This window comes from Simkania negevensis Z (assembly GCF_000237205.1).
Classification (GTDB): domain Bacteria; phylum Chlamydiota; class Chlamydiia; order Chlamydiales; family Simkaniaceae; genus Simkania; species Simkania negevensis.
The window spans coordinates 83,270-105,597 of record NC_015713.1 but is presented as its reverse complement, the minus strand read 5'-3'; the positions used below and the strand labels follow the sequence as shown (position 1 = coordinate 105,597).

The 22,328-nt window shown below is 40.4% G+C and carries 15 protein-coding genes and 1 tRNA gene; 6 read left to right on the top strand and 10 right to left on the bottom strand.

The genetic code is table 11. The features are described from left to right. Positions 1–20 precede the first annotated feature (20 nt). Positions 21–524: a hypothetical protein gene (locus SNE_RS01090; protein WP_013942436.1), complete on the top strand. Its 504-nt coding sequence runs from the start codon at positions 21–23 to the stop codon at positions 522–524. On the opposite strand, the gene SNE_RS01085 is transcribed toward SNE_RS01090, so the two are convergent. Continuing rightward, a complete protein-coding gene (locus SNE_RS01085) occupies positions 521–2,281 on the bottom strand; it encodes a hypothetical protein (RefSeq protein WP_013942435.1) in 1,761 nt (586 codons plus the stop codon). The two genes, SNE_RS01090 and SNE_RS01085, sit on opposite strands and share 4 nt — an antisense overlap. A 94-nt stretch (positions 2,282–2,375) precedes the next feature. Between SNE_RS01085 and SNE_RS01080 the strand changes: the two genes are divergently transcribed. Beyond that, the gene (locus tag SNE_RS01080; RefSeq protein WP_148258916.1) at positions 2,376–3,470 is read left to right on the top strand and encodes a CDP-glycerol glycerophosphotransferase family protein; all 1,095 of its coding nucleotides are present in this window, start codon (positions 2,376–2,378) and stop codon (positions 3,468–3,470) included. Next, positions 3,433–4,545 (top strand): CDP-glycerol glycerophosphotransferase family protein, encoded by a 1,113-nt coding sequence (locus SNE_RS01075; RefSeq protein WP_013942433.1) that lies wholly within the window; start codon positions 3,433–3,435, stop codon positions 4,543–4,545. Before SNE_RS01080 ends, SNE_RS01075 begins: the two co-directional genes overlap by 38 nt. Here SNE_RS01075 and SNE_RS01070 read toward each other — a convergent pair. From SNE_RS01070 to SNE_RS01055, 4 genes are read right to left on the bottom strand one after another with little or no spacing between them, the layout of a single operon-like run. Next, positions 4,490–5,122, bottom strand: a complete 633-nt coding sequence (locus SNE_RS01070) for an ABC transporter permease (protein ID WP_013942432.1) — start codon at positions 5,120–5,122, stop codon at positions 4,490–4,492. The two genes, SNE_RS01075 and SNE_RS01070, sit on opposite strands and share 56 nt — an antisense overlap. Continuing rightward, entirely contained in the window at positions 5,119–6,099 is a 981-nt protein-coding gene (locus tag SNE_RS01065; RefSeq protein ID WP_013942431.1) for an ABC transporter ATP-binding protein, read from the bottom strand. The genes SNE_RS01070 and SNE_RS01065 overlap by 4 nt, the downstream gene beginning before the upstream one ends. Then, positions 6,099–7,247 (bottom strand): rod shape-determining protein MreC, encoded by a 1,149-nt coding sequence (locus SNE_RS01060; protein WP_013942430.1) that lies wholly within the window; start codon positions 7,245–7,247, stop codon positions 6,099–6,101. Before SNE_RS01060 ends, SNE_RS01065 begins: the two co-directional genes overlap by 1 nt. Continuing rightward, on the bottom strand, positions 7,244–8,446 hold the full coding sequence (locus SNE_RS01055) for an amino acid aminotransferase (RefSeq protein ID WP_013942429.1): 1,203 nt from the start codon (positions 8,444–8,446) through the stop codon (positions 7,244–7,246). The genes SNE_RS01060 and SNE_RS01055 overlap by 4 nt, the downstream gene beginning before the upstream one ends. Positions 8,447–8,709: 263 nt before the next feature. On the opposite strand from SNE_RS01055, the gene SNE_RS01050 reads away from it, so the two are divergent. Together SNE_RS01050 and SNE_RS01045 are read left to right on the top strand one after the other, a co-directional pair. Next, positions 8,710–8,782, top strand: a tRNA-Ala gene (locus tag SNE_RS01050). Between the two features lie 19 nt (positions 8,783–8,801). Next, on the top strand, positions 8,802–9,914 hold the full coding sequence (locus SNE_RS01045; RefSeq protein ID WP_013942428.1) for an Lpg1974 family pore-forming outer membrane protein: 1,113 nt from the start codon (positions 8,802–8,804) through the stop codon (positions 9,912–9,914). Between the two features lie 54 nt (positions 9,915–9,968). On the opposite strand, the gene SNE_RS01040 is transcribed toward SNE_RS01045, so the two are convergent. Together SNE_RS01040 and SNE_RS01035 are read right to left on the bottom strand one after the other, a co-directional pair. Then, on the bottom strand, positions 9,969–11,009 hold the full coding sequence (locus tag SNE_RS01040) for an Lpg1974 family pore-forming outer membrane protein (RefSeq protein WP_013942427.1): 1,041 nt from the start codon (positions 11,007–11,009) through the stop codon (positions 9,969–9,971). A 339-nt stretch (positions 11,010–11,348) separates the two neighbouring features. Beyond that, positions 11,349–11,873 (bottom strand): hypothetical protein, encoded by a 525-nt coding sequence (locus SNE_RS01035; RefSeq protein ID WP_041418662.1) that lies wholly within the window; start codon positions 11,871–11,873, stop codon positions 11,349–11,351. A 176-nt stretch (positions 11,874–12,049) separates the two neighbouring features. On the opposite strand from SNE_RS01035, the gene SNE_RS01030 reads away from it, so the two are divergent. Next, a complete protein-coding gene (locus tag SNE_RS01030) occupies positions 12,050–12,934 on the top strand; it encodes an IS5 family transposase (RefSeq protein ID WP_013942424.1) in 885 nt (294 codons plus the stop codon). Here the strand turns inward: SNE_RS01030 and SNE_RS01025 are convergent. The 3 genes from SNE_RS01025 to SNE_RS01015 are packed head-to-tail and all read right to left on the bottom strand — an operon-like array spanning position 12,894 to position 22,078. Beyond that, a complete protein-coding gene (locus SNE_RS01025; RefSeq protein WP_013942423.1) occupies positions 12,894–13,403 on the bottom strand; it encodes a hypothetical protein in 510 nt (169 codons plus the stop codon). The genes SNE_RS01030 and SNE_RS01025 overlap by 41 nt on opposite strands. Before the next feature lie 12 nt (positions 13,404–13,415). Continuing rightward, positions 13,416–13,946: a hypothetical protein gene (locus SNE_RS01020; protein WP_013942422.1), complete on the bottom strand. Its 531-nt coding sequence runs from the start codon at positions 13,944–13,946 to the stop codon at positions 13,416–13,418. After that, on the bottom strand, positions 13,943–22,078 hold the full coding sequence (locus SNE_RS01015) for an RHS repeat-associated core domain-containing protein (RefSeq protein WP_158307186.1): 8,136 nt from the start codon (positions 22,076–22,078) through the stop codon (positions 13,943–13,945). Before SNE_RS01015 ends, SNE_RS01020 begins: the two co-directional genes overlap by 4 nt. Positions 22,079–22,328 lie beyond the last annotated feature (250 nt).

The following is a 22,328-nucleotide window of genomic DNA, read 5'->3' as shown; positions in this document are numbered from 1 at the left end:
AGGGTGCCAGGGAGAATTGTATGTCTACGCAGAAAAAACGACAAGATTCAAGAAAGTATGATGAGCTGCAAGCGCTTCTCAAACAAGAGATCAACTTGTGCCATGAAATCTTGAGTCAAATGAGTCAACAAGAGTATCTCATGTTAATTGGGGAACTTGAGATGCGTATGCAACTAGACATAGACTTAAAACCCCTTGTAAAGCAGTTTAACACACTCGAGAAGAAACGAAATATTCTCACAGAGGAGCTCCTTCACCTAGCTCCTCTGCATTCTACCCTGGCAGATCTTCTAGATCCCATTGATGAGACAGACGCAGAAACGATGATTCTTTTAGAAAAACATCAAACACTCGTAAAAAAGATCGCCGATCAGAAAGAGCGCAATAACAGCTTACAAAAAATGATTCAAAAAGAAGGAACTCTCGATCCAATGAGTCCAGCGCTTCGCTCACATATGATTTACGATAGCAAGAGCCAAAAGCCCTTGCTTATCACTATCGACTACCCGAACAAAATGAATTAAATAAATCCAAATCGTCGTGCGGGAACTCGTGGCCAAGCTCGAAGTTGCTCAACTTTTCTTCTCACCCAAGAAGCATCTTGAGTGATGAGCTTAAATAGTGCATCTGCTTGATCATACTCTTGCCACTTCAACCTTGCTTCTGTAAGGGTGAGAAGGACTCTAGTGCGAGACGATTCATCTTTAACAACAGCTGAGAGTTTTGAAGGGTCTCCACAGGAAGCGAAAAGAATTTCTGGATCGAGAATAGCTTGAATCTTTGCGTAATCTTCTTGCTCTCCAGAAGAAAGCTTTCCAAATAAAGGGGTTACTTTTGCAAGAGCTTTTTTTGCTAAATCTTTTTTTCTATCAAGCGACGCATTAGCAAGAGATAAGAATTTCTCTTCATGACCTTGAGGGAGTTTTTCAATGGTTTCAAAAGCTCCATCCAAGTCAAACTCAAGTTGAATACTAAGAAGTGCTGTAAGCCATTTTTGACGAAAATGCGTTTCATTGACTGCACGTTCTTCCATGTCTTTTGGAAATTCATAAGCTAAAATAAAGTCGGCAGTTTGTTTTAACTGCTGTTGCATTTCACTTTTCTGACCGTCTTTGCCTAAGGCATGAGCCAATTCAAGCTGGGCTGCAACACGGTGTTGATAGGTGAGTTTGTCATGCTTCAAAAGTTCTTTTGCTTCCGACCATTCTTCTAACTTCACTGCATCAACGACTAAATGGTAAAGAATCTCACTACCATAAGTTTGCTTATTTATTGGGAGTTGGCTACTGAATATCCCGTTTGGTTGGCGAAGACTATGCCAACCCCAAAAGTCTAGATCATTGATTTCTAAATGGTCGGCAAGCTCTTTTGCTTTTTTAAGAGCTAGCTTGGCAATTTCAGGGCTCTCTTTTTCAATTGCTTTGTTGATCAAAGCAAGTAATCTTGAACTATCTCTCTCATTTCCTACCATATTGGCAACAAACTCTTTCACTTCATCCAAAAGTTCTGACTTTTTATATTGAACCGCGATTTCAAACTGCAAAACGATGAGCTCAGCCGAAGTCGATTGAACAAGAGCTTTACATTTTTCAAGGAGCTCGAGAACTTTTGTTTCCTCTCCATTTGTCTTTAGCAAATGATAGATGACATGCTCTAATGCCATTAGTTTTTTGGTGCCACCGTGAATAGCAAGAGCCCATTTTTCAGCATCTGCGACTTTGGGGGTCGAAAGTTTTAAAAATGCCTGTGATAATTCATGTTTACATGAATCGGATTCCCAGTCTCTATAAGTTCTTCTCCCGCTATCAGTTCTTTGCTGCAAAAGAATTTCGACTTCCTCAAGCTTTTTCCCAGCATCTTGTAAAAGGCCAGCTTTAACTGCCTTTTCTGCATCGGTGCATAAAAGTTTGGAAGCTGAATCAAGCCGATTATTTGCCATATCAAAAGTGACGTTAGATAAGATATGCTGACACATGAAAAACATTGAGCTAGCAAATAAATTGATCTCACGAGGTAAGCCTCCAATATATCCCGCGAGTAAAATGACTCCAGGGTAAAGCCAAGAAACAGCCATTGTGAAATTATCACCGCAGGTTTGACGCATTTGCACGTGATAATCTGGATAATAGGCTTGGAATAGAGTCGAGGCAACGACTCCCCCTGCAGTCCACTGCAAAGCACGCGTTGTGACAGTTGGTGCGAGCTCTTTTAAAGACGCATAAAGAAAAGTCGAAAGAACTGCATTTTGTCCAAAAGTGAATAGTTTGTCAGCAGAAACCATAAAAACCTTCCTTGTAATAATTTGGATCAATTATAAGGAAGACAACTTTAGATTTAAAACTTTATTTTTCAAAAAAAATCGTTACATCACAAGTATGAATAAATACTCATGCGCCGGACTTATCTACGGCCCACACGCCCACCATTTAGACCACTTAGCAGTTCTCTGCATCTTGCTTGATATCCCCCTTATCGTGAGCGAACCTGAAATCGAAGAAGAGGCCAATCGCTACTATCCCCAGCTTGTCACATTTTGTATGTCAAGTCTTAATTTGGCTGAGCAAGTGACACGCACATATGATGTCATTTTTTCTTCCTTACCTAAAGACTTATTCGATCAGATTTTCTTCGTTGCAGAAAACATGCAAAAGAAAAAACTTCTCAGCATTTGGGTTCCTCATGGGAATTCCGATAAAGGGCACGCATCTTACTTTATGGAAGGGCTGATTAAAGAAAAAATCGCTCTTGTCTATGGGCAAAAGATGATTGATTTTTTCATCGAAAAAAAAGTTTATGATCAACTCTATGCAGCAATCATACTTGGCAATTACCGCTGGGAATTTTACTCTGAGCACAAAGCTTTTTACGATCCGCTTGCGCAAAAAGAGATCTTTTCCAAGCTTCCACGTGGAGAAAAAACAATTCTCTATGCACCCACTTGGCACGATGTGGAAAAATCTTCGTCCTTAAATGAGGCGTGGTCTCTTTTACTCGAAAAACTTCCTGACAACTGGAATTTGATTCTGAAATTGCATCCGAATGCCTTGCAGAAACCTCATGAAGTTGAAAAAATTCACCACTTAGCTGAAAACAAAAAAAATGTTTTAGTCATCGAATCTTTTCCCCCAATCTACCCTCTCTTGAACGGTGTCGATATATATCTAGGCGATATGTCTTCGATTGGTTATGATTTTCTCACGTTAAAAAAACCCATGTTTTTCTTAAACCAAAACAAACGGGATGTGGCAAAAGATAAAGGGCTTTATCTTTTCCGCTGCGGCGTTTCTCTAAAACCCGAAGAGTACGCAAATGTCTTTTCCTTGATGCAAGATGATCCAAATCGGTTTCAAAAAATTCAAGAAGAAGTGTATGCCTATGTCTTTGGAGAAAAACGGTCTAAAGAAGAACTCAAACAAAAGATTATTACGACTTATGAAAGGTTCCTCGAAGACGAATTCTATCTCTTCTGAAAACGTGTGTCTTGTCTCTGCAGATTTTTCATTGAACCATTTGGATCACTTAGCAGTGATTGGTTACATCATGGATGCACCAATGATGTGTGACACCGAATTTTTGCTTGAGACAATTGAAAAATATTACCCTCAAGTCAAGCCGATTTACATCCACTTTCATCAGCAAATTTTAGAACATTTAGCTCTTCATCACAACCGGGTCTTTTTTTCTGTTGCTCCTTACAGAAAAGATCTTTCCCCTATGCTTGAAGCTTTCTACGGAAAGAAAATGGAGTTTTGGTATTGTCCCCACGGCAACTCCGATAAAACGCTCAAACATTATGAAATGCAAGAGCATGCTCTCATCTACGGCGATCAAATGGAAAACCGTCTTGTTGACGAAGGGCACATCCCTTTTCTGAAATCTTATGTGCGCACAGGAAACGTTCGCGTTTCCTTTTATCACGAATTTAAACCCTTTTACGATGACCTTGTTGAAAAAGAGATCTTCGCCAAGTTTGCCAAACCTCAAACAACATATTTATACGCCCCTACATGGCAAGATCTTGAACACTCTTCTTCTCTTTTTGACGCTTCGTTTCCTTTACTTGATGAAGTGCCTGATTCAATCAACTTGATTGTCAAAATGCATCCTTGGCTTGAGCATCACCAACCGGGACATGTGAAGCTGATTCAAGAAAAATACCAAGACCGCCCGAACATTGTGATTCTTTGCCAATACCCTCTTGTTCTCCCTATCTTAGAGCGAACTGATCTCTACATCGGTGACTTTTCTTCGATTGGGTACGACTTTCTTCGTTATGATCGTCCGATGTTTTTCTTTGATCCTGAAAAGAGAATCAGCGCCCGTGCAAACGATACCCAGCTTCATTCTTGTGGCACAGTCATTCCTCCCGATCAATACAAGCAAGCGTTTCACTTCATCGATAATCATCTTAAACAACAAGAAGCCCTATCTGAAAAAAGAAAAGAACTTTACCATTATGCATTTGGTGAAGAGCTTTCATTTGAATCGATTAAGAGTGCGCTGCAAGATAACGCCCGAGCTTTAATAACCCGATATCAAAAATAATGGCTAATAGAGCCGCCGGGATTGTCCCTGCTAATACTAAATCGACTTGAATGGTACGTAGCCCCTGGACAATCAAATCTCCAAGCCCTCCTGAGCCCACTAGACTTGTAAGGGTTACCATCCCAATCGTTGTCACAAAAGCAATGCGCACCCCCGTCAATAAAACAGGTAAAGACAAAGGTAATTCCACATGAAAAAAGATCTGAGGATAAGTCATCCCCATACTTCGCGCAACCATTTTAAGGGACGAACTGACTTGTTTGATACCCGTATAAGTATTGATGAGAATTGGCATCAGAGCATAAAGCACGAGGACCACGACCGAAGGCAAAAAACCGGTTGTTGGCAAAGGCAAAAAAGCCCGCACAAGGGCAAGTGTCACAACGATGAGCGCTATGAGCGCAAGCCCTGGAACAGTCTGGATCATAGCTGTGAAGCGCATGATCCCATTTGCTATACGCTCACTTTTTAGGCGAGTTAGATAAATTCCTAAGGGAATCGCGATGAGCATCGCAAAAAATAGGGAAATAAAGGTGAGTTCTAGATGCTCCCAAATTTTGACGAGTAATAAAGTCAATTTCCACTCCGATCTTGAGGCGTTTCCATAAGAAGTTCGAGAACTTCATCGAGAAGTTTTTCTTTTTTCAATTCACCTTGGTACAGAGAATCTGTAAACACAGGAAGACTTTTTTGCCTTGTCTCTCGAAAAAGATTTAGGGCGTCATAAAAAGAGCTTTGCATGTCAAGCCGCTTGAGTTCTGGTATCATTTCATCTTGAGCTCCTTTCTCCACATATTCAAAAATAGGCTTTGTCAAGAGCGAAAGCTGAAACCGATGTTTCCCGACAAACTGATCGGCAAAAGATGTGGGAGGTTGTGCAATGAACTCACGAGGGGTTGCAATTTGCAGTAGCTTACCTTCATCCATCAGTGCAATGCGGTCTCCAATTGCAACCGCTTCGAATAAGTCATGCGTCACAAAAATCACTGTTTTATTAATTTTCGATGAGAGCTCCCGAAACTCATTTTGTGCTTGTTCCCGTGTGATGGGATCTAAAGCTCCAAAAGGTTCGTCCATGAGTAAAATAGGGGGGTCTGCAGCCAATGCCCGCGCAACTCCCACCCGTTGTTGTTGCCCGCCGCTCAATCTTCTTGGATAAAGTTTGCGCACAATTTTGGGATCCATTCCAAAGATGGTCAAAAGATGGTCTACCCTCTCTTCAATTTGACTTTCAGGCCATTTGAGAAGTTTGGGAATAATCCCGATGTTCTCTTCAACTGTCATGTGAGGAAACAGGCTAATTTCTTGAACGGCATATCCAATTTTTCGTCGAAGTTCAACTAGATCTTGCTTAAGGATGTTCTCTCCCTGTACATAAATCGTCCCTTCACCCGGATCGACAAGGCGATTGATCATTTTAAGAGTTGTAGATTTCCCGCACCCACTCTTGCCTAGCAAAACGAGGGTTTCACCTTCATTCACCTGAAAAGATAAATTTTCTACTGCATATTTTTTTTTCGAGATCCGTTTAGAAACATTTTCAAAAACGATCATTAACGCTCCTCTCGCATCACTTCTAAAGAGGGCAATATCACAACAGACGAAATGTCTTCAATTTCACTTGCGCAAAGTTTTGCTTCAATCGAGTAAGAGGTTTCTCCTTCTTTCAATGGTTCTACCTTGGAAACAAAGGCTACTGGAAGATCTGCAGGAAAAATCCCATCAAACCCTGTTGTAACAAGTAGGTCTCCTTCTTGAATCAGTGCGATGCCTCTATCTTGAATCAAATGACTATACGGTTTTCCGGTGCGAAGTTCTCTGGCGGGCCCTTCCGCATCTTCAAAGTCATAATTAAAACCCACACCTTTCAATACGGGAGACCGGGAGCGCCAAAGGGGGGAACTCGTTCCAAAAAGCTCTCCTTTTGCCAAATATTTTGTTCCCGCATCCTTCTGAAGGCTTTCTTTTAGTCCGTTTAGTTTTTCTCCAAGGATTTGCTCTTCTTCCGTGGAGAGTAATCTCTCCCCTTGCAGGGCGAGTGCTAAAGAAAGCTTGTCGACCAGTTGCAACATCTCATGTTTTTGTGTTAGGCCTCGTACTACACGAACAGATACCACAAGAGAAGAATCGGTTACAAGTCGAACCCGACTTTGTTTTTCGCCGACATCTTCGATAATGCCGATGAGATGCCCTCCTGATAAGACAGGACTGTTCACGCCCACAACTGTAAACCCAAGCGCTTCATTATCTCGCCTCCCCACATCAACCCAAAGAGAACTACTCCATGCAGAAGGCTGACGATAAATCACCTGGGCATAAAGGGATTTAGCTTCGAGTTCAAGCCGCGTTTTTAAATGCGTTTGGCGCCTCACAAAAAACGGATCCGACACTTCATTCTTAAGATTTTTATAATGAGATTCGATCCGATCATCTGAAAGCAATCGCTTTTTCAGCTGCTCATTTTGACGCATTAATTTGCCATTTTCAGCTTCGAGCTGTCGCTGGTGCTCATCATGAAATTCCTTGCTCACGCTTGGCACAAGAGCAAAGGATTGACTGAGGATGAACATTTTTTTCCAAAGAGGATGACTGATGCTCACAGCTCCTAATCGAATTGGAGTGACAATAAATGAGGGAAGATTCAAGCACCCGAATAAAAGAAGAGAGAGAAGAACATAAGGGCGATAGCTTTTTCGTTTCATTTGAGATTGACAATGTCTACAATTGCATCGACAACATACGCAATGTTTTTTCGATTCAATCCAGACAAATTAATCCGACCGCTTTGGGTTAAATACAAACCGTATTTCTGAGTAAGTTGGTCAACAATTTCGTTTTTTAAACCTAGCATTGAGAATAAGCCGTGTCTGTTTTTTAAAAAACCAAATTTGTTTGCTCCTACTTTGAGCTCAAGTGCATCGACAAATTCCCCACGCATTTCATTAATTCGCTTGCGCATACCTGTGAGTTCATCAAGCCACATCTTTTTCAGCTCTTCATCGTGCATAATAAGCGCAACTAAACTTGCTCCATGCCGTGGAGGATTTGAAAAAGATTCCCGAATCACTTGCTTTAAAACTGTCGAACTTCGTTTCGCTGTTCCCTCATCTTTTACAAGAACATGCAATGCTCCTGTTCGCTCTCCATAAAGGCCAAAAAACTTTGAAAACGAATGCGCCACAAAGAGCTCATGACCCATTCCTGCAAAGTGATGAATTGGCCATGCATCTTCTTCAACTCCTTGAGCAAATCCTTGGTATGCAAAATCGAAAAAAGGAACAAGCTTATGCTTCAGCATGAATGTGGAAAGTTCTTTCCATTGCTCTTTTTCTAAATCACATCCTGTGGGATTGTGACAACACGTGTGGAGTAAAATCACACTTCGCTCTGGCGCTTTTGCAAGAGAGTCCAGCATCCGGTCGAAATCAATCGTATGGTTTACGTCGTTGTAATAAGGGTATTTCTTGATTTCCATTCCGCACGCTTTAAAAATGCTTGGATGATTCGGCCAAGTAGGATCCGACATGTAAATTTGCTTGGACACTTCCGCACTTAAGATTTCACCACCGATTCGGAGAGCACTTGTCCCGCCTAAACTTTGCACCCCCATAAAACGCTTGCATTCACTTTTTGCAAATGTTTCTCCAAACACAAGTTCTCGACTTGCTTGAACAAAATCTTCCTTGCCCCCCATCGGAAGATAGGCTTTATTTTTCTCGGACGTAAGCAGCCGCTTTTCCGCTTCCTTCACGGCTTCCATCGTAACAGTTTGTAAATTTTCATTGTGATAGATCCCAACTGTCAAATCGACTTTATGCTCTCTTGGGTCTTTTTTGATGATTGCCCCCAAACCAAAAATCGGATCTGGTGGGAGGGCTTCGACATGCTCTAAGATACTCATCTATCACTCCGGCAATTTTAAAACTTCTATCTTATACTCAAACTACTTCAAAAGTTGGATTTTCGGCTGCGCCAAAGCGCCGTAATTTGTCGATCTTAAGTGGCATCATATTTCTAATATTGGGTCACTTAAGATCGACAAATTCCGAAAGCTTTCTCGTTGCCCAAAACCAACTTTTGAAGTAATTTGAGTATACACCGACTTTTCACTTAGAAACAATTGAAAAATATAGAGAAAAGTTAGTACCATTACTCTCCTCTTTTGGGGCGTTAGCTCAGTTGGTAGAGCGCAACAATGGCATTGTTGAGGTCAACGGTTCGACTCCGTTACGCTCCATTGAATCCTCCGAGGTCGCATGAAAAAATTTCTACTTCTTCTTTTCCTTTCTACTGCGTCCCTCTTTGCCGAAAATGTCTTGCAATTTCTCGAAGAATCGGAAGAGCGGAAGTTTTGGTGCTTTCAAGATCGGCAAGAAATGATCGAAGTAGAAGCTTCTCTGCTTTACTTCACCTCAACGCTCAGCTCTCCTTTTTCAAACGAACTTCTCCTCTTGAATGCTGCTCTTTTCCCTGAATTCACCGACATCCTCGACCTTAAAACTGCTTCCGTCGATCCCGAATACAATGCAGGTTTTCAAACCGAGCTCCGTTACCATATCCCTTCCTCTAACCATCTTCTTATCGGGAGCTACCGCTACGTTCATAACAACGCCGATGGCACCCTTAAACGAAACACTATCACTAACTCTCCTGACGGAATGGTCCAACAAAATACCCAAAACGACCGTGGAAACGAGCACTTCCACCTGCACACAGCCGACCTTCTTCTGCGTCATATTTACAACGTCACTAAAACAGCCCTTTTCTATATCTCTGCCGGCCTTTGTTTCAACGACATCCACTACTACTTCAACTTTCACAACAATGATCAAATTCTGAATTCCAATATCGCTGCGCCGGCCGTCACTCCCACTTCTACCAGTCTCGATCTTAGCGGCCATCGCAAAACCCGGATCTGGGGCCTTGGTCCAAAGATCGCTTTTGGTTTCGAGTATAACTTCCTCCCTCTGAATTGGCCTCACAAGTTCAACTTCGATGTCGGTTTTGAGTTTTCCATGCAGTTTTCTAAAAAGTGGGGACGTGGCAAATTCCAAGGCCAAGGCACTCAAGTTGGAAACATCACTTACTCAACCAATTTCATCCGTATCTGGGAAGACTCTCCAGAGTTTGCCCTTCTTCCCAACCTCAACCTCGATACCAAACTCGAATATCAGTATTGCTGTAGTAAAACCGTTATCCTTGGCTTGACAGTGGGCTACCGGATCTTGACATTCTGGGATATTTACGATCTCAATCGGGAAATCAACTACCGGATGGAAAAATCCCAACCTGTTCTCGCGGCTCAACTCCGAGAGAAAGACTCTATTGGCTTTTCAGGTCCCTATCTTTCTATAAGTTTTTCTTACTAACTTGAACTCTGGGTTTATTTCATTTTAGAAATTTACATCAGAACGTGAAGAGGATTAAAACTCGAGCTTTGCTTTGAAAGTGACACCGTAAAAAGTGATATCGTCGGCATAGCGGACAACTTGAAGACGATTTTGCACAGTATCATCAAGTTGAAGAGCTTGATTTTGGCGCCAAAGATACAGTGCTTCGTAGTTTAAGGAGATACCAAAGTGATAGCCTTTCGTGTAAAGATCCCAGCCTAAGCCGAGGGAAAAGTCAACTTGGGGTGAAAAGAGATGAGTGTTGCCATGAAGGTGGATGGAGCTCATTGGTGTAAGAATTTCGGTGTGTTTGACCTCATATTTGCCATAGAGGAGTGATCCACCACCATTCATGAGAAAACTAAGGCCATAAATGAGATGCCATTGGGTACCAAAAGCAAGACGGGCTCCGGTCCCTTCAAAATCACAGAGATCTTTCACTTTGTAGATTTGATTGGGGGCGACAGTGTAATGGAGACGCTGGTCTTGGTCGATCCAGTTTCGTTTTGCTCCGATCGAAGTGTAGGTGCTTAAAAAGCGGCTGATAGAGTAAGTCCGACGGAGTTCAACAAGGAACTCATCATAGGAAAGATCATAGCAAGAGCGGGCTTTACTTGAGGGAGCTAAAAAGGCTCCTTTGAGATTGATGAGGATGGTGGGAAGTCCTGCTGTTTGTGTGTCAGTTTGACTCGTTGAATACCAAGTTCCAGTGCCAACAAACTCCCATCCAATGCCAGGGAAAGTGATTCCAAGGGCAGCACGAGCACCCCAGCCCCAATTGAAACTGTGGTCATCTGTGTCGTTTGATTGGGGAAGTTTAAGGGCGTTACCGATAAACTTGTAGGCGTATTCGGTGCCACCAACCTTGGGATGCCAGTAGAGAATGTCTCCTTGAATAAAGAGGCCTATCCATCCTTTTTGAAAGTTGGTAGGAACAAAGTTGGCCCCAAAAGTTTGGTTGGCTGTTTCGGTTGAAACCTGCCCCATTTCTTGTTCGAGCATGGAAACCCGTTCCTCAAGACTTGCGCTAAAGATAGCATAGGGAAGCAAGAGTAAAGTCCAAAGTTTTTTCATTGTCCACCTCAACAGTAGGTGGACATGTTAGGAGCTGATAGTGTTTAAAACAAGTGGAAGTTATTCTTATGTAGTTTGAGATTGATATGATACTGTATTACCTCTGCAAAAGTAGGGCTTAAAAAGTCATGATCAAAAAATTTCGCATCATTCAAGGAGGTCAGCAAATTTATGTGTGGTGTGGCGCTTTTGTACGCATACCTGTTCCCAGTTTTCCAAAGTCAAACTCATAGTTTTCTGTGCCAGCTGATTTTAAATAGCCCATTGAGGTGTAAGTGAATTGCTTTTGTTCTCGAGAAGAGGCGAAACATGCAAGTTTTCCTAATTTTTTAACGGGAATTACTGCGTCTGCTTTAATGCTTCTTCATACGATTCCTCACAGATTACCAATCGAGAATACTCTTCAGGGCCTTGAACATAGTAAGAAATCATTCCATTAGTAGCTGAAATACAACAAATTTTATCTGGAGAAGGCTCAGATCTATCCGGATTATAAACCCAGATTCTTATTTCAATATTTTTCGCCGTAAAAGGATAGTTATGAAGGTAAGGCCTTACTTTTTCGCTTTTGTTAATGTCTGCTAAGTATTCTTTAATCGCATAGACTACTAATCCTCTAGCTTCCTGAAGATTTACTTCATGGAAGTAATCAAAACCCATTGCCATCATTTGAATATCATCCATCATTCTTCCTCCTATTCCTACAAGGCGGAGGTTCTTTTCTTTTTCTAACTTCTTTGCAGTCTTAGCCGTGATACGATCTGCTATTCTCTCATAATCAACAAATCGATTGCCCAAAGAAGAGCATCCCAAAAACGCAATTATTAACGTAAAAACAATCCCAATTTTAATTAAACATCTCACTTTAATCCTCCTCCATAATCTTTAATATAATTATCCACATGTTCTTGGAGTTTCCTCGCAAAAGTAGGACTTAAAAAGGACTGTGTTGAAAAAATCAGAAGAGAAGTCTTGATAAAAATTTCTTAAAAAAGAGAAGCTCCTTATGGTTTAAGTCACTAAACATAAAGGAGCTTCAGATGCGTAAACGCAATTGGCACAAGTATAATCGAGACTTAGTAAAAAGAGGAAGTATAACTTTTTTCATCGATCCAAATGCGTTAACTGAAAAGCCAGAGGAAAACAAACGAGGTCGACCTCGTTTGTTTTCCCTTCCACTCATCTATCTCCTTCTTGTCTTAAAGATACAATATCGCCTTACCTATAGAACTCTCGAGGGTTTTGCCAAATCAATCCTTCCACATATAGAACCTGATGTTTTTCTTCCGACCTACTCTCTGATCTGCAAAAGAGCTTCCTACATGGAAGCTCTTTTGCCCAAGCTCTCTTCTAGAAGACCTAAAGTGGTGCTGTTAGATACTACAGGGATCAAAGTCTATGGGGAGGGAGAATGGAAAGTGAAAATGCATGGAGCCTCAAAGAGGAGAAAATGGGTTAAATTGCACATCGCTATTGATGAAAACACTCAAGAAATTATCCACTTTGAAATCACAAAAGGGCATGAAGCTGACTGCAAAATAGGCCCGAAAATCATAGAGAAGCTCCCTAAACCCGTTGAGACCGTCATAGCAGATGGAGGATACGACACAAAAAGATGCAGGGAGGCCATCAATCAAATAGGAGCGAAAGACCTTATTCCGCCTAGAAAAAACAGCCTATTATCTCCTTTTATGACAAGAAGGAACAACGCCTTACGCGAAATAAAAGGACTGGGAGGAGATCAGCTAGCGCGAGAAATCTGGGGAAAACTGACAAGATACTCAAGAAGGGCATTAGCAGAGACAAGCTTCTCAAGATTAAAGCGACTGTATGGGGAAAGGTTTTTCTCAAAGAAAATAGAAACTCAAAAAATCGAAGGTCATATTAAATGCAAAATGCTGAATCAAATGCTTCTGATAACTTAATACGATTGATGATGAGGGGGGGGGAGTCTACGAAAATTGATTTTTTCAACACAGTCCTTAAAAAGTCATGGTCAAAAAATTTCGCATCTGGATGAGGATCTAGCAATTTTAGTTCATTTATATATTTTATATTTCCTCCTATAATTAAATCACAATAACTCACAAAGTCTCTTTTACTCATGTAATTATATGATTTAAAGCATAGCTCTTCCGGAACAATTGCCCCTGGAGCAATTGCTATGACAATGATCCGCTTTCTAACTGACTCTGGAGAAGTGAGGAGGGCATTTTTCACGTGAATGGCTCCTCCACTCTGACAAGTTTGTAAAAACTTCTCATCTGGCCCATGAGTCAGTATAAAGTGACGCCAGGTATTCTTAAGATGTTGCACAGGCGGTGTATGCACCCCATAGTACCCTGCTCCGCATTCAAAAAGGTCAGCAGCAAGGTTATGTGTGGCTTGGCTCATGCTGAATTTAACTCAATCCATTTTCGTCTGCTTTAATGCTTCTTCATATGTTTCCTCACAAACAGCCAATCGAGAATACTCTTCAGGGCCTCGAATATAGTAAGAAAGTACTCCATCAATAGATGAAATATAATAAATTTTATCCGAAGGAAGTCTCGATCTGTCTGGATTGTAAATCCAGATTCTTATTTCCACATTTTTCGCTGTAAAAGGATACTCATGAAGATAAGGCCTCACTTTTTCATTACTATTGATATCTGTTAAGTATTCTTTGACCGCGTAAACTACTAATTCCCTAGCCTTTTGAAGGTCTACCTCTTGAAAATACTGAAAACTCATTTCCATCATTTGAATATCATTCATCATTCCTCCTCCCGTTCCTATGAGTCGGAGGTTCTTTTGTTTTTCTAACTTCTTTGCTGTTTTAGCCGTGATACGATCTGCTATTCTCTCATAATCAACAAATCGATGGCCAAAAGAAGAACATCCCAGAAAGGCGATTATTAGCGTAAAAACAATCCCAATTTTAATTAAACGTCTCACTTTAAGCCTCCTCCATACTTTTGAATATAATCATTAATACGTTCTTGAATTACATCTGCAAAAGTAGGGCTTAAAAAGTCATGATCAAAAAATTTCGCATCTGGATGAGGATCTAGCAATTTTAGTTCATTTATATATTTTATATTTCCTCCTATAATTAAATCGCAGTAACTCACAAAGTCTCTTTTACTCATGTAATTATATGATTTAAAGCATAGTTTTTTTGGAACAATTGCTCCTGGAGCAATTGCTATGACAATGATCCGCTTTCTAACTGATTCTGCAGAAGTAAGGAGGGCGTTTTTCACGTGGATGGCTCCTCCACTATGACAAGTTTGTAAAAATTTCTCATCTGGCCCATGAGTCAGTATAAAGTGACGCCAGACATTCTTAAGATGTTGCACAGGTGGTGTATGCACCCCATAGTACCCTGCTCCGCATTCAAGAAGGTCAGCAGCAAGCTTATGTGTGGCATTGTAGACCCCGTAAATATTAGCCCCTCGAGCATAACGGCTAATTTGCATTCCGCTTTCTATGGAATTCAAAAACGTACTTGTTATTCCATTAATCCAACCCATCCCTCCAGTGGGAAGGTCAAACGACCCTATTTGAAAGGGCTGTGATTTTCCTATCTCCCGATCTGCAAACGTGGAGGCAAAAGCGTTGATGAGATTTATTGTAAAAGAGGGGGAAGGTTGATAGACGGCTGAGAAAAATCTCCCATCTGGGTCCATATAATTGACAGGGTCGCCGTTGGCATAAGCATAAGGGTCTAAGCAGATGGGGTATCCAATTGGGTCAGGACTTAAGAAACGACCAGAGATGGAGTCATAATATCTCTTTCCCATCCAAATCAGTCCTGTAGGATCTTGGCTCATGCTGTGCCATAAAAGAGATTCTGCATAGGAGATAAGGTCAGAAGGAAGGGAAGGTGCCCTTTGGGGGCCATAAGCTGTGCAGGTTTTAGGAAGAGGGTAAGTCTTATCTTCTGTAAGGATGCTTGCAAGTGCATCTGTTGCATCGTATATGAGAAAAACAATCGCACCTGTTTCATCTGTAATTGCATCACAGGTGTTAGGACCATAAATTTTCCAAAATGTTTTTGTATCATATTTCATCCCGATTTCTTGGAATTCTTCCTCTGGATCATAGAGGGATGTGGTTATATGGGTTTGACCTCCATATGGGGCATAGCGGGTTTGGAGACGCCGTCCTAAAGCGTCATAAGAAGCCTCCCATGTAAGTGTGGCGTCTGAAACTTTCAAAAGTCTGCCCCAGGGATCCCATTCATACTGTCGTTGTCCTTGGCAAACGACTTGACCCATTGTATTGTATGTCGTGACAAAAGAGGACTTATCATTTGTTTCTGCTGTGATTCTTCCAAAAGCATCCAAGCCATTTTTTGATACTTGGTGATTTGGCGCACTTGTACGCACGCCTGTTCCTATTTTTCCAAAGTCAAATTCATAGTTTTCTGTGCCAGCTGATTTTAAATAGCCAATTGAGGTGTAAGTAAATTGTTTTTGCTCTCGAGGAGAAGCGAAACTTGCAAGCTTTCCTGTTGGACTCCAGCTGAGTTTTTCTTGGTAGGAGGTATCGGGTAATTGTATCGTGAGGGTTTCGGGAAATCCTGCGTCGTTATAATCTATTGTTTGGTGAGTCAAGGGGGTAGTTTTTGTTTGAAGTTTTCCGTTGAGGGTATAGGTATAGTCAAAGTTGAATCCTTCTATTGTGTTTTGAATGAGCTCATCGTTTTGGTAAGTCAGCGTTCTTTCATGTCCGTTGATTTGTAAGGTTCTGCTAGAGGGTTCCCAATGTTGATGTGTTTCTTGAATGAGCTCATCATTTAAATAAATGGACTCTTTGATGAGTTGTTTATCACCATCGTAAGACCGTTCAACTTTAGAATGCTCTTGCCGTGGAGTATAAAACCAACTTGAAATCCATGAGAGATTTTGCGTTCCAGTTTGCTCTGCGGTTTGAAGAAGGTTTCTTGCATCATAGGTATAGCTTCGTTGCCATCCTTCAACGTTTTCTTGGATCAGCCTCCATAAAGCATCATATTGGTAAGTATGAATGCGATGCATGGGGTCTTTCATCTCTTTAAGATAGCCATTTTTGTAAACATATTCCCACTGTTGTGTGATTTCTTTTCCCTGATGGAGGGCCTCATGAGACTTCCTGCCCATTACATCATAGGAAGCTTTCCAAATTGAGCCGTTAGGCAGGTGATATTCTGCTAAGTTCGAATCAAGATCATAGTCGTATTTAAGAAAACTCCCATCTGGAAGTTCTTTTTGGATGAGCCGTTTTAAGCCATCAAATGTTTGAGATGTTGTTTGCCCTTCCCCATCTGTCATCATGGTGCAATTGCCATAAACGTCATACTCATAAGTTGTGATGATTTCTCCTTTTTGAACTTTGATAGGTAGCCCTAGAGCATTGATCCAAGTGGTGGTGACTTCTTCGCCTTGAGTGACTTGTTGAATGTCTGTCTTGGGGTCATAGTGAAAGGTTGAAATCTCAATAGGCTTATTTTGGCAATCAAATATTTCAGTTCTAATGATGTTTCCCCCTTCGTAATATTCGATCTTTTTTTCTCCATTAGGAAAGGTGCAAATGACCTGGTTATTCTGATAATTCCATGTTGTATGTGTCCCAGTTGGAGAGCGTTCACTTTTTAAACGATTGAGGCCATCATAAATTTTTTCTGTAACGTAATTGGCAGCATCCGTGAAGCGGATGAGATTGCCTCTTTGATCAAACTCATAGACCTCAGTTGTTTTTGTTTCAGGATGAGTGTGGATGACTTTTCGATTTGAATCATCATAGTCTATCTCCCACGTGATTCCGCTTTTTGTTTCTTGAATAGGACGTCCCAAGAAGTCATAAATGAATGAAGTCTTTGTTCCATCTGGATAGATTTCTTCTTTGAGAAGCCCATTTGTCGTATAGAGGCAGATTGTTTTAGTGCCGGAAGGTGTGGTGATTGTTTCAAGAAGGCCTCCCGGTTCGTATGTGAAAAGAGTCGAATACCCTTCTTTTGTTTCGGATTTTATCCTTCCCAAGGCATCGTAATCCCGATAAGTCGTATAGCCTAAAGAATCAACCTCTTCAATGAGATATCCCCGGGAATCATACTCATAAAGAGTGTAAGCAATTTCTGAGCTTGGGGCAAGTTGTTGCCTAGTCGCTTTAAGAAGACCTGAAGCGTGGTAATCAAGATAGAGGGTATTTTGAGTGTTGGCTGTTTGCTTCCAAATGGGAGCATTATTGAGATCATAGCTTGTATAGAGAGCAGAAAGAAGTGCTCCTGTTGGAGAAAAGGTTTTTGTTCCCACCTGATTTCCCATGATGTCATATCGATTTTCTACAACACCTTCATGAGAAGTGATTCTGTTACATTGTCCTTGGCGATTGTAAGAATAGGATGTGATCACATCTGGGTCTTCCGTTCCAGTCGCTTGTATTTTTTCTTTAGGAAATCCCCATGTATCATATTTCCAAAGAGTGCCGGCTCCGCAGCGGTCTTCTTTTTCAATTTGGCCACAATCATTATATTCTAATTGGAGATAGGAAATGAGGTTATTTTCAGCGTAGTTTTCTATCTTTTTGGGCAAATAAGAAAAGTGTGGGTCGTAGGTGATCAGAGTTTTTTGTCCAGAAACCTCTTCTTGAATACATAGGTTATTCTCATTGTAGACAAATGTCTTACTGATACTTTTTAAACCATTTCCGGTTAAATCTTCTCCCTTAAGGGTAATTTGTATGGGGTTGCCTTGATGATCGTATAAATAGGTTGTGGTCAATCCTCTTTTATCGGTTGTTTCTTTTACACTTCTTATCGCTCCGCCTGTTTGATTCGAGCTTATAACTTGCTCTGTTTTAGCATCAAACCATGAATTTTGGTCAATGTACCAAGATTGGAGAATTTCATAACCAAGAGGATCGACTATTTGATAGATTTGTTTTTGAAAAATCTTATAGGTTGTCTTTCCTCCTCCAGCATCTGTCACAATTGTGATCCCGTCTCCATAGTCAAATGTGGCAGTCGTCACGATTTTCTGCTGTTGGCCCATCGGAGTTCTTTGCTCTTTAACCCTTCCTTCTTCGTCATAGATATTTTCTAAAACCTTTCCATGAGGTTTTGTCTCTCGCATCAGACGGTGGGTTCGATCATATTCATAGGTAACTGTGGCAGAATTGGGAAGAACAACTTTTATAAGATCTCCCTGTGAATTGTAATCATAATAAATTCTTTTTCCGTCACTTGCATAAATTTCTGCAATCTTATGCTCAGAATTATAATAAAAACCACAGAACTGCCCGCTAGAGCTTTCTATTCTTAAAAGACGTTGATCTTCGTAAGAAAATGTTAATATAGCCCCTCGAGGGTTAATCCATTTTTCCAGTAGTCCATCTTTAAAAAATCGCCTAGAGCCATCAACGCCATAGAGAATGTCATTTTCAATGTAGGATTGAAACGGATTTGCCCGACTTCCAACTTGATCTTGATTAAAGTTGCTAAGGTCAGGATTATCTTCAGGGTAGACTTCCCAGCGAGAATTTTGCTGATTAAAATTGTAAATGATGACAGTTCCGTCTAGCTCAGCAACATAACGCTTATTCTCCTGCTCGACGAGGTAGGGGGTTAGACTGAGTTTCCATCCACAACCAAAATCTCCAATTAGGGGATTTTGACTATTGTAATTCCGACGGATTTCTATTGGAAACAAACCAGGGAGAAAAAGATCCAGCTCATCGATATAAAATGCACCAGTAATGATATCAACAGGATCTGCAACACTATTTAACCAAGATTTATGTTCTAATCTCACATCGGAGCGCCACTTTGTCGTTCCTGGTAACGATTCAAAGATTGACTGATCGCGAGAAGCTGAATGATCCGGCAATTGCAAAGTATAGCTTTTTTTAAAATTGTTGCTTGAAGGAATAAGCTTCCAATCGGTAATTGCATACTGAGAAAGATGACTAGGCAGGGGCGACCCCAATCCTCCATGGGATAGAAGATTATTGTTAGAAATCAAGGCATAATTTGTTCGAGGATGCAAAATAAAGGTCCCCATTTCTTTGTAAGTCCCATCTTGACTCAAAATGGGAGAGGGAGTCATATAACCATAGGTCCAATCGCTTAAAGGAATTTTTCGATCGATTAGACTCTCAAGTGCTTTCCATTGTTCCGCAAAATTTTTTCTTATTTCATGAAAATTAATCTCTTCTAAGTAAGGAAAATAAAGGGCTTGTGCGATTTCTGGTGTTTTATTTGCTGCTTCAAAACTTTCCGAAGTAAAAACAATAAATCCTTCGCCAAACTTCTTCTCTTTTTGATGTTTTTGATGAGCAAGTTGTAAAAGTTTAACAGTTGAAATAGCATTGGGGTCTTTAAAAACCTCACGTAAGATTTGGTGTTCATTTGATGAGGCATCCACCGCTATAAGAACTTCAAATTGTCTCTGAGCTGAATAGTAGTCTTGGTTCCATGAGGAAGAAAGGTCATCTATCATCTGTGAAGAAAAAGAGAACATATCTACTTGAGGCAAAGTTAGATCTTGCTCGCCTGTAAAGGGACCTTTTGATGTGTCTGGAGAAAGTTTTGCAAGGCCAAAAGCAAAAACTGTCGTGGGTCTGACTTTGTGAAAGTTGGCAATGAGCTTTTCTGCACGCCCACACTTTTCAAAATAGGCAGCTCCCACAAAAGAAAGAAGCGCATGTAAACGGTTTTTTTCGTCTTTTTCATTAGAAAATTGTTTATAGAATTTTGAAGTGATTTCAGAGGTTGCGCCTCCAAAATGAAAACAAAGAGCCGCTTTTGTACCTTTAGCAATCGATAATGTTTTGGTCTCGCAAAAGTTGAGACTTCCTATGGGAACTCTATAGCTTACTTTGACATCTACAAGATGATCTGTTTGGTCTAAATCTAAAAAATGTTCTCCTTGTTCGTCTAAAAACCTTACATATAGGCGAACAGTATTATTTCCTAATGAAACAAACCGGATAGGAAGCGTTGAGCATGTTAAGCTTGCGAGGGGAAAACTCTGAGCCAAGCATTTTTGCGGATTGGTATGCGAAAAAATCTCAACAATTGCAAAAGATAGAGTTTTATTTGGATCAAGTAGAAAATCAAAAATTTGCTGGCTTCCTTGGATATGAGGCTGAGGAAATTCTCTCCAAGAACTAAAGTGTGGTTTAGTTTGTGTATGTTTAACCCCAACATCTGCTAAAAAAAGTCCCTGTTTTCTAAGTTCTTCTTCAATAAACCGGGAAAAAAGCACACCAGCAGTATCATCTTCATCAGGCCCAACATGTTTGGTAATGGCAGGATCTCTTTTTAAATAGCGCAAAATCCAACGATCGGCGCTTGCATATGCGTCAGGCATACAAGCATACAGATCATACCCTTCGGAGACTTGCATCTCTTTCATCCAAGGAAATAAGGAAATCGTTTCCTTTCCATCAGAAAAAATTACCCAAGGGTATCGAAATAAAGCTTCATTTTGACCTTCAGGCAATTTGGTAAAAAGCAATTTCTCTGCAAAATCCTTTGGAATCGAGCAAGGATCTCCTATCACATAACTAGCTGGATACCCAGCTTTCCTTAAGAGATAAACGAGCAGCTGGCACTGCTCCCAAGGAGAGCCCATTTTTTCTAAATAGGTCATATACGGATTTCTATGAATCCCAGGTGCTTGAAAAACCCCATTTTCTTGTATCAAAAGAGGATCAGCAAAAGCTATTTCATGATGAACATATTCTGCAATTAACAAAGGATCTCGATTAAGTGTGGCCACAAGTTGATCAAGAGCTTCGTACTGCATTAATTCTAATGGACTAGGCCGACCGTCCGATTTATTTTTATTTTGAAAGCAAGATAGTGCTTCTTGTTCAATAAGCTGATTAATACTTAATTGAGCAGGTTTACGCAGTGCGTCTAATTGCCAAGGAGGAGGCTGCAAAAAAGTGCATTCACAAAGCGCTTTTTCTTCGTCCAATGAAATTGTTAATTGGTAGGAAGGATCTACTCCTTTTAAAGCAACTATCATTGAAAAACTGCCTTTAAGGTCATAAACAAAGTTTAAGCGTAAATCAATCTTAAAATTGTTTTTTAAATCTGATTCTGGAATTAAAACCATTCCATCTGCTTTGATGTACTGGTTCCACCCCGTTGTATTTTTAAGCGGGAGTGCGACTTTTTCTTTGTGTAGGAGTTTTCCCTCTTTTAAAACTTTCACCAGAAGATGTGTAACAGTCAGCTCATTTTGAATAAGAAAGCGATAAAATTGCTCGGTATAAAGGGAAAATTCATTCTCTTCACTCTTCTTTGTTTGACCATCTAAAGGAATGACAGTGTGGGGAGAATCAGTGTGTAAGATCGTTTGCAAAAAAATCTCAGGAGATGAAGTTTTTTTAAAAAAAGTAGCTCTTCTTTGGTCCTCTCTTGTTTTAAAATCTAAAGGCGGTATTTCAGTTAAGGTTTGCGTTAAGCGACTTTGGTCTGATTCGATTTCAAATGTTGCGATTGAATGCCTTAATTCTGCAAGCATTTCTCTATAAAATTCAGTTTCGTCGCTTGCACAACTATCTAAGAGCTTTTCTAGTATTGAGATAGCCTGTTTCTGTAATTCATAACTGTCCCGTTTGAGACCTTTGTCTGCACAAAGCTGAATTTCTCCGAGTAAAGTTGCAATCCGCTGTTTCAATTTCTCTATTTGAGCACAAACTTTTGCCGGCCACTCACTGGCTTCCTTTCTATAGTGGTTAGCAGCTTCTTCATAGCTTTTTATTGTCTGTTCCAATAAAACTTTACTTTCTTCATGGGAATGTTTCGCAGAAGTTAAAGCTGTAAGTGATTCCTGCGCAAGGGTTACTGCTTTTTCATATAAAGTTCCTATCTCATTTAAATTTGAAACAACTTCTTCGATATTCTTTAAATCAAGTGGGAAAGTTTCCTCTTTACTTTTGGCAAGATCGGCTGTTTTTCTACTTTCCTCAAACACAGCTTTAGCTTTATCAAAAGCAATGTTGGACAAAAGACTCTCTATAGCTTTTTCCAACTCTTTGATTTCTGCCTCGAGACTTTTTTTATCTTCCTCGCATGCTTTCTTTTGTCTCACACGCCAGGATTTTTTTCGCTCTGGCTTAGACTGTTGAGCAATATCATTTAGGATAGTCTCACAATATTCCAGTGCTTTTAAACAATATGCAAGAGATCTTTGTAAAAGACTTAACCGTTCTTCATTTGAGTCTGCTTTTTTGAATTGCTCTATTAATTTTTGATGTTTTTCCCATTGAGGAGTCACCTTGGCATGGATTTTTTCGCATTCTTTTTGATTAAGGCTATAAGTGAAAGAGGAAATCAGAAAA

Coding starts and splice junctions, on each gene's coding strand:
- SNE_RS01090 (WP_013942436.1), top strand. CDS start 21: ATGTCTACGCAGAAAAAACGACAAGATTCAAGAAAGTATGATGAGCTG.
- SNE_RS01085 (WP_013942435.1), bottom strand. CDS start 2,281: ATGGTTTCTGCTGACAAACTATTCACTTTTGGACAAAATGCAGTTCTT.
- SNE_RS01080 (WP_148258916.1), top strand. CDS start 2,376: ATGAATAAATACTCATGCGCCGGACTTATCTACGGCCCACACGCCCAC.
- SNE_RS01075 (WP_013942433.1), top strand. CDS start 3,433: ATGAAAGGTTCCTCGAAGACGAATTCTATCTCTTCTGAAAACGTGTGT.
- SNE_RS01065 (WP_013942431.1), bottom strand. CDS start 6,099: ATGATCGTTTTTGAAAATGTTTCTAAACGGATCTCGAAAAAAAAATAT.
- SNE_RS01060 (WP_013942430.1), bottom strand. CDS start 7,247: ATGAAACGAAAAAGCTATCGCCCTTATGTTCTTCTCTCTCTTCTTTTA.
- SNE_RS01055 (WP_013942429.1), bottom strand. CDS start 8,446: ATGAGTATCTTAGAGCATGTCGAAGCCCTCCCACCAGATCCGATTTTT.
- SNE_RS01045 (WP_013942428.1), top strand. CDS start 8,802: ATGAAAAAATTTCTACTTCTTCTTTTCCTTTCTACTGCGTCCCTCTTT.
- SNE_RS01040 (WP_013942427.1), bottom strand. CDS start 11,009: ATGAAAAAACTTTGGACTTTACTCTTGCTTCCCTATGCTATCTTTAGC.
- SNE_RS01030 (WP_013942424.1), top strand. CDS start 12,050: ATGCGTAAACGCAATTGGCACAAGTATAATCGAGACTTAGTAAAAAGA.
- SNE_RS01025 (WP_013942423.1), bottom strand. CDS start 13,403: ATGAGCCAAGCCACACATAACCTTGCTGCTGACCTTTTTGAATGCGGA.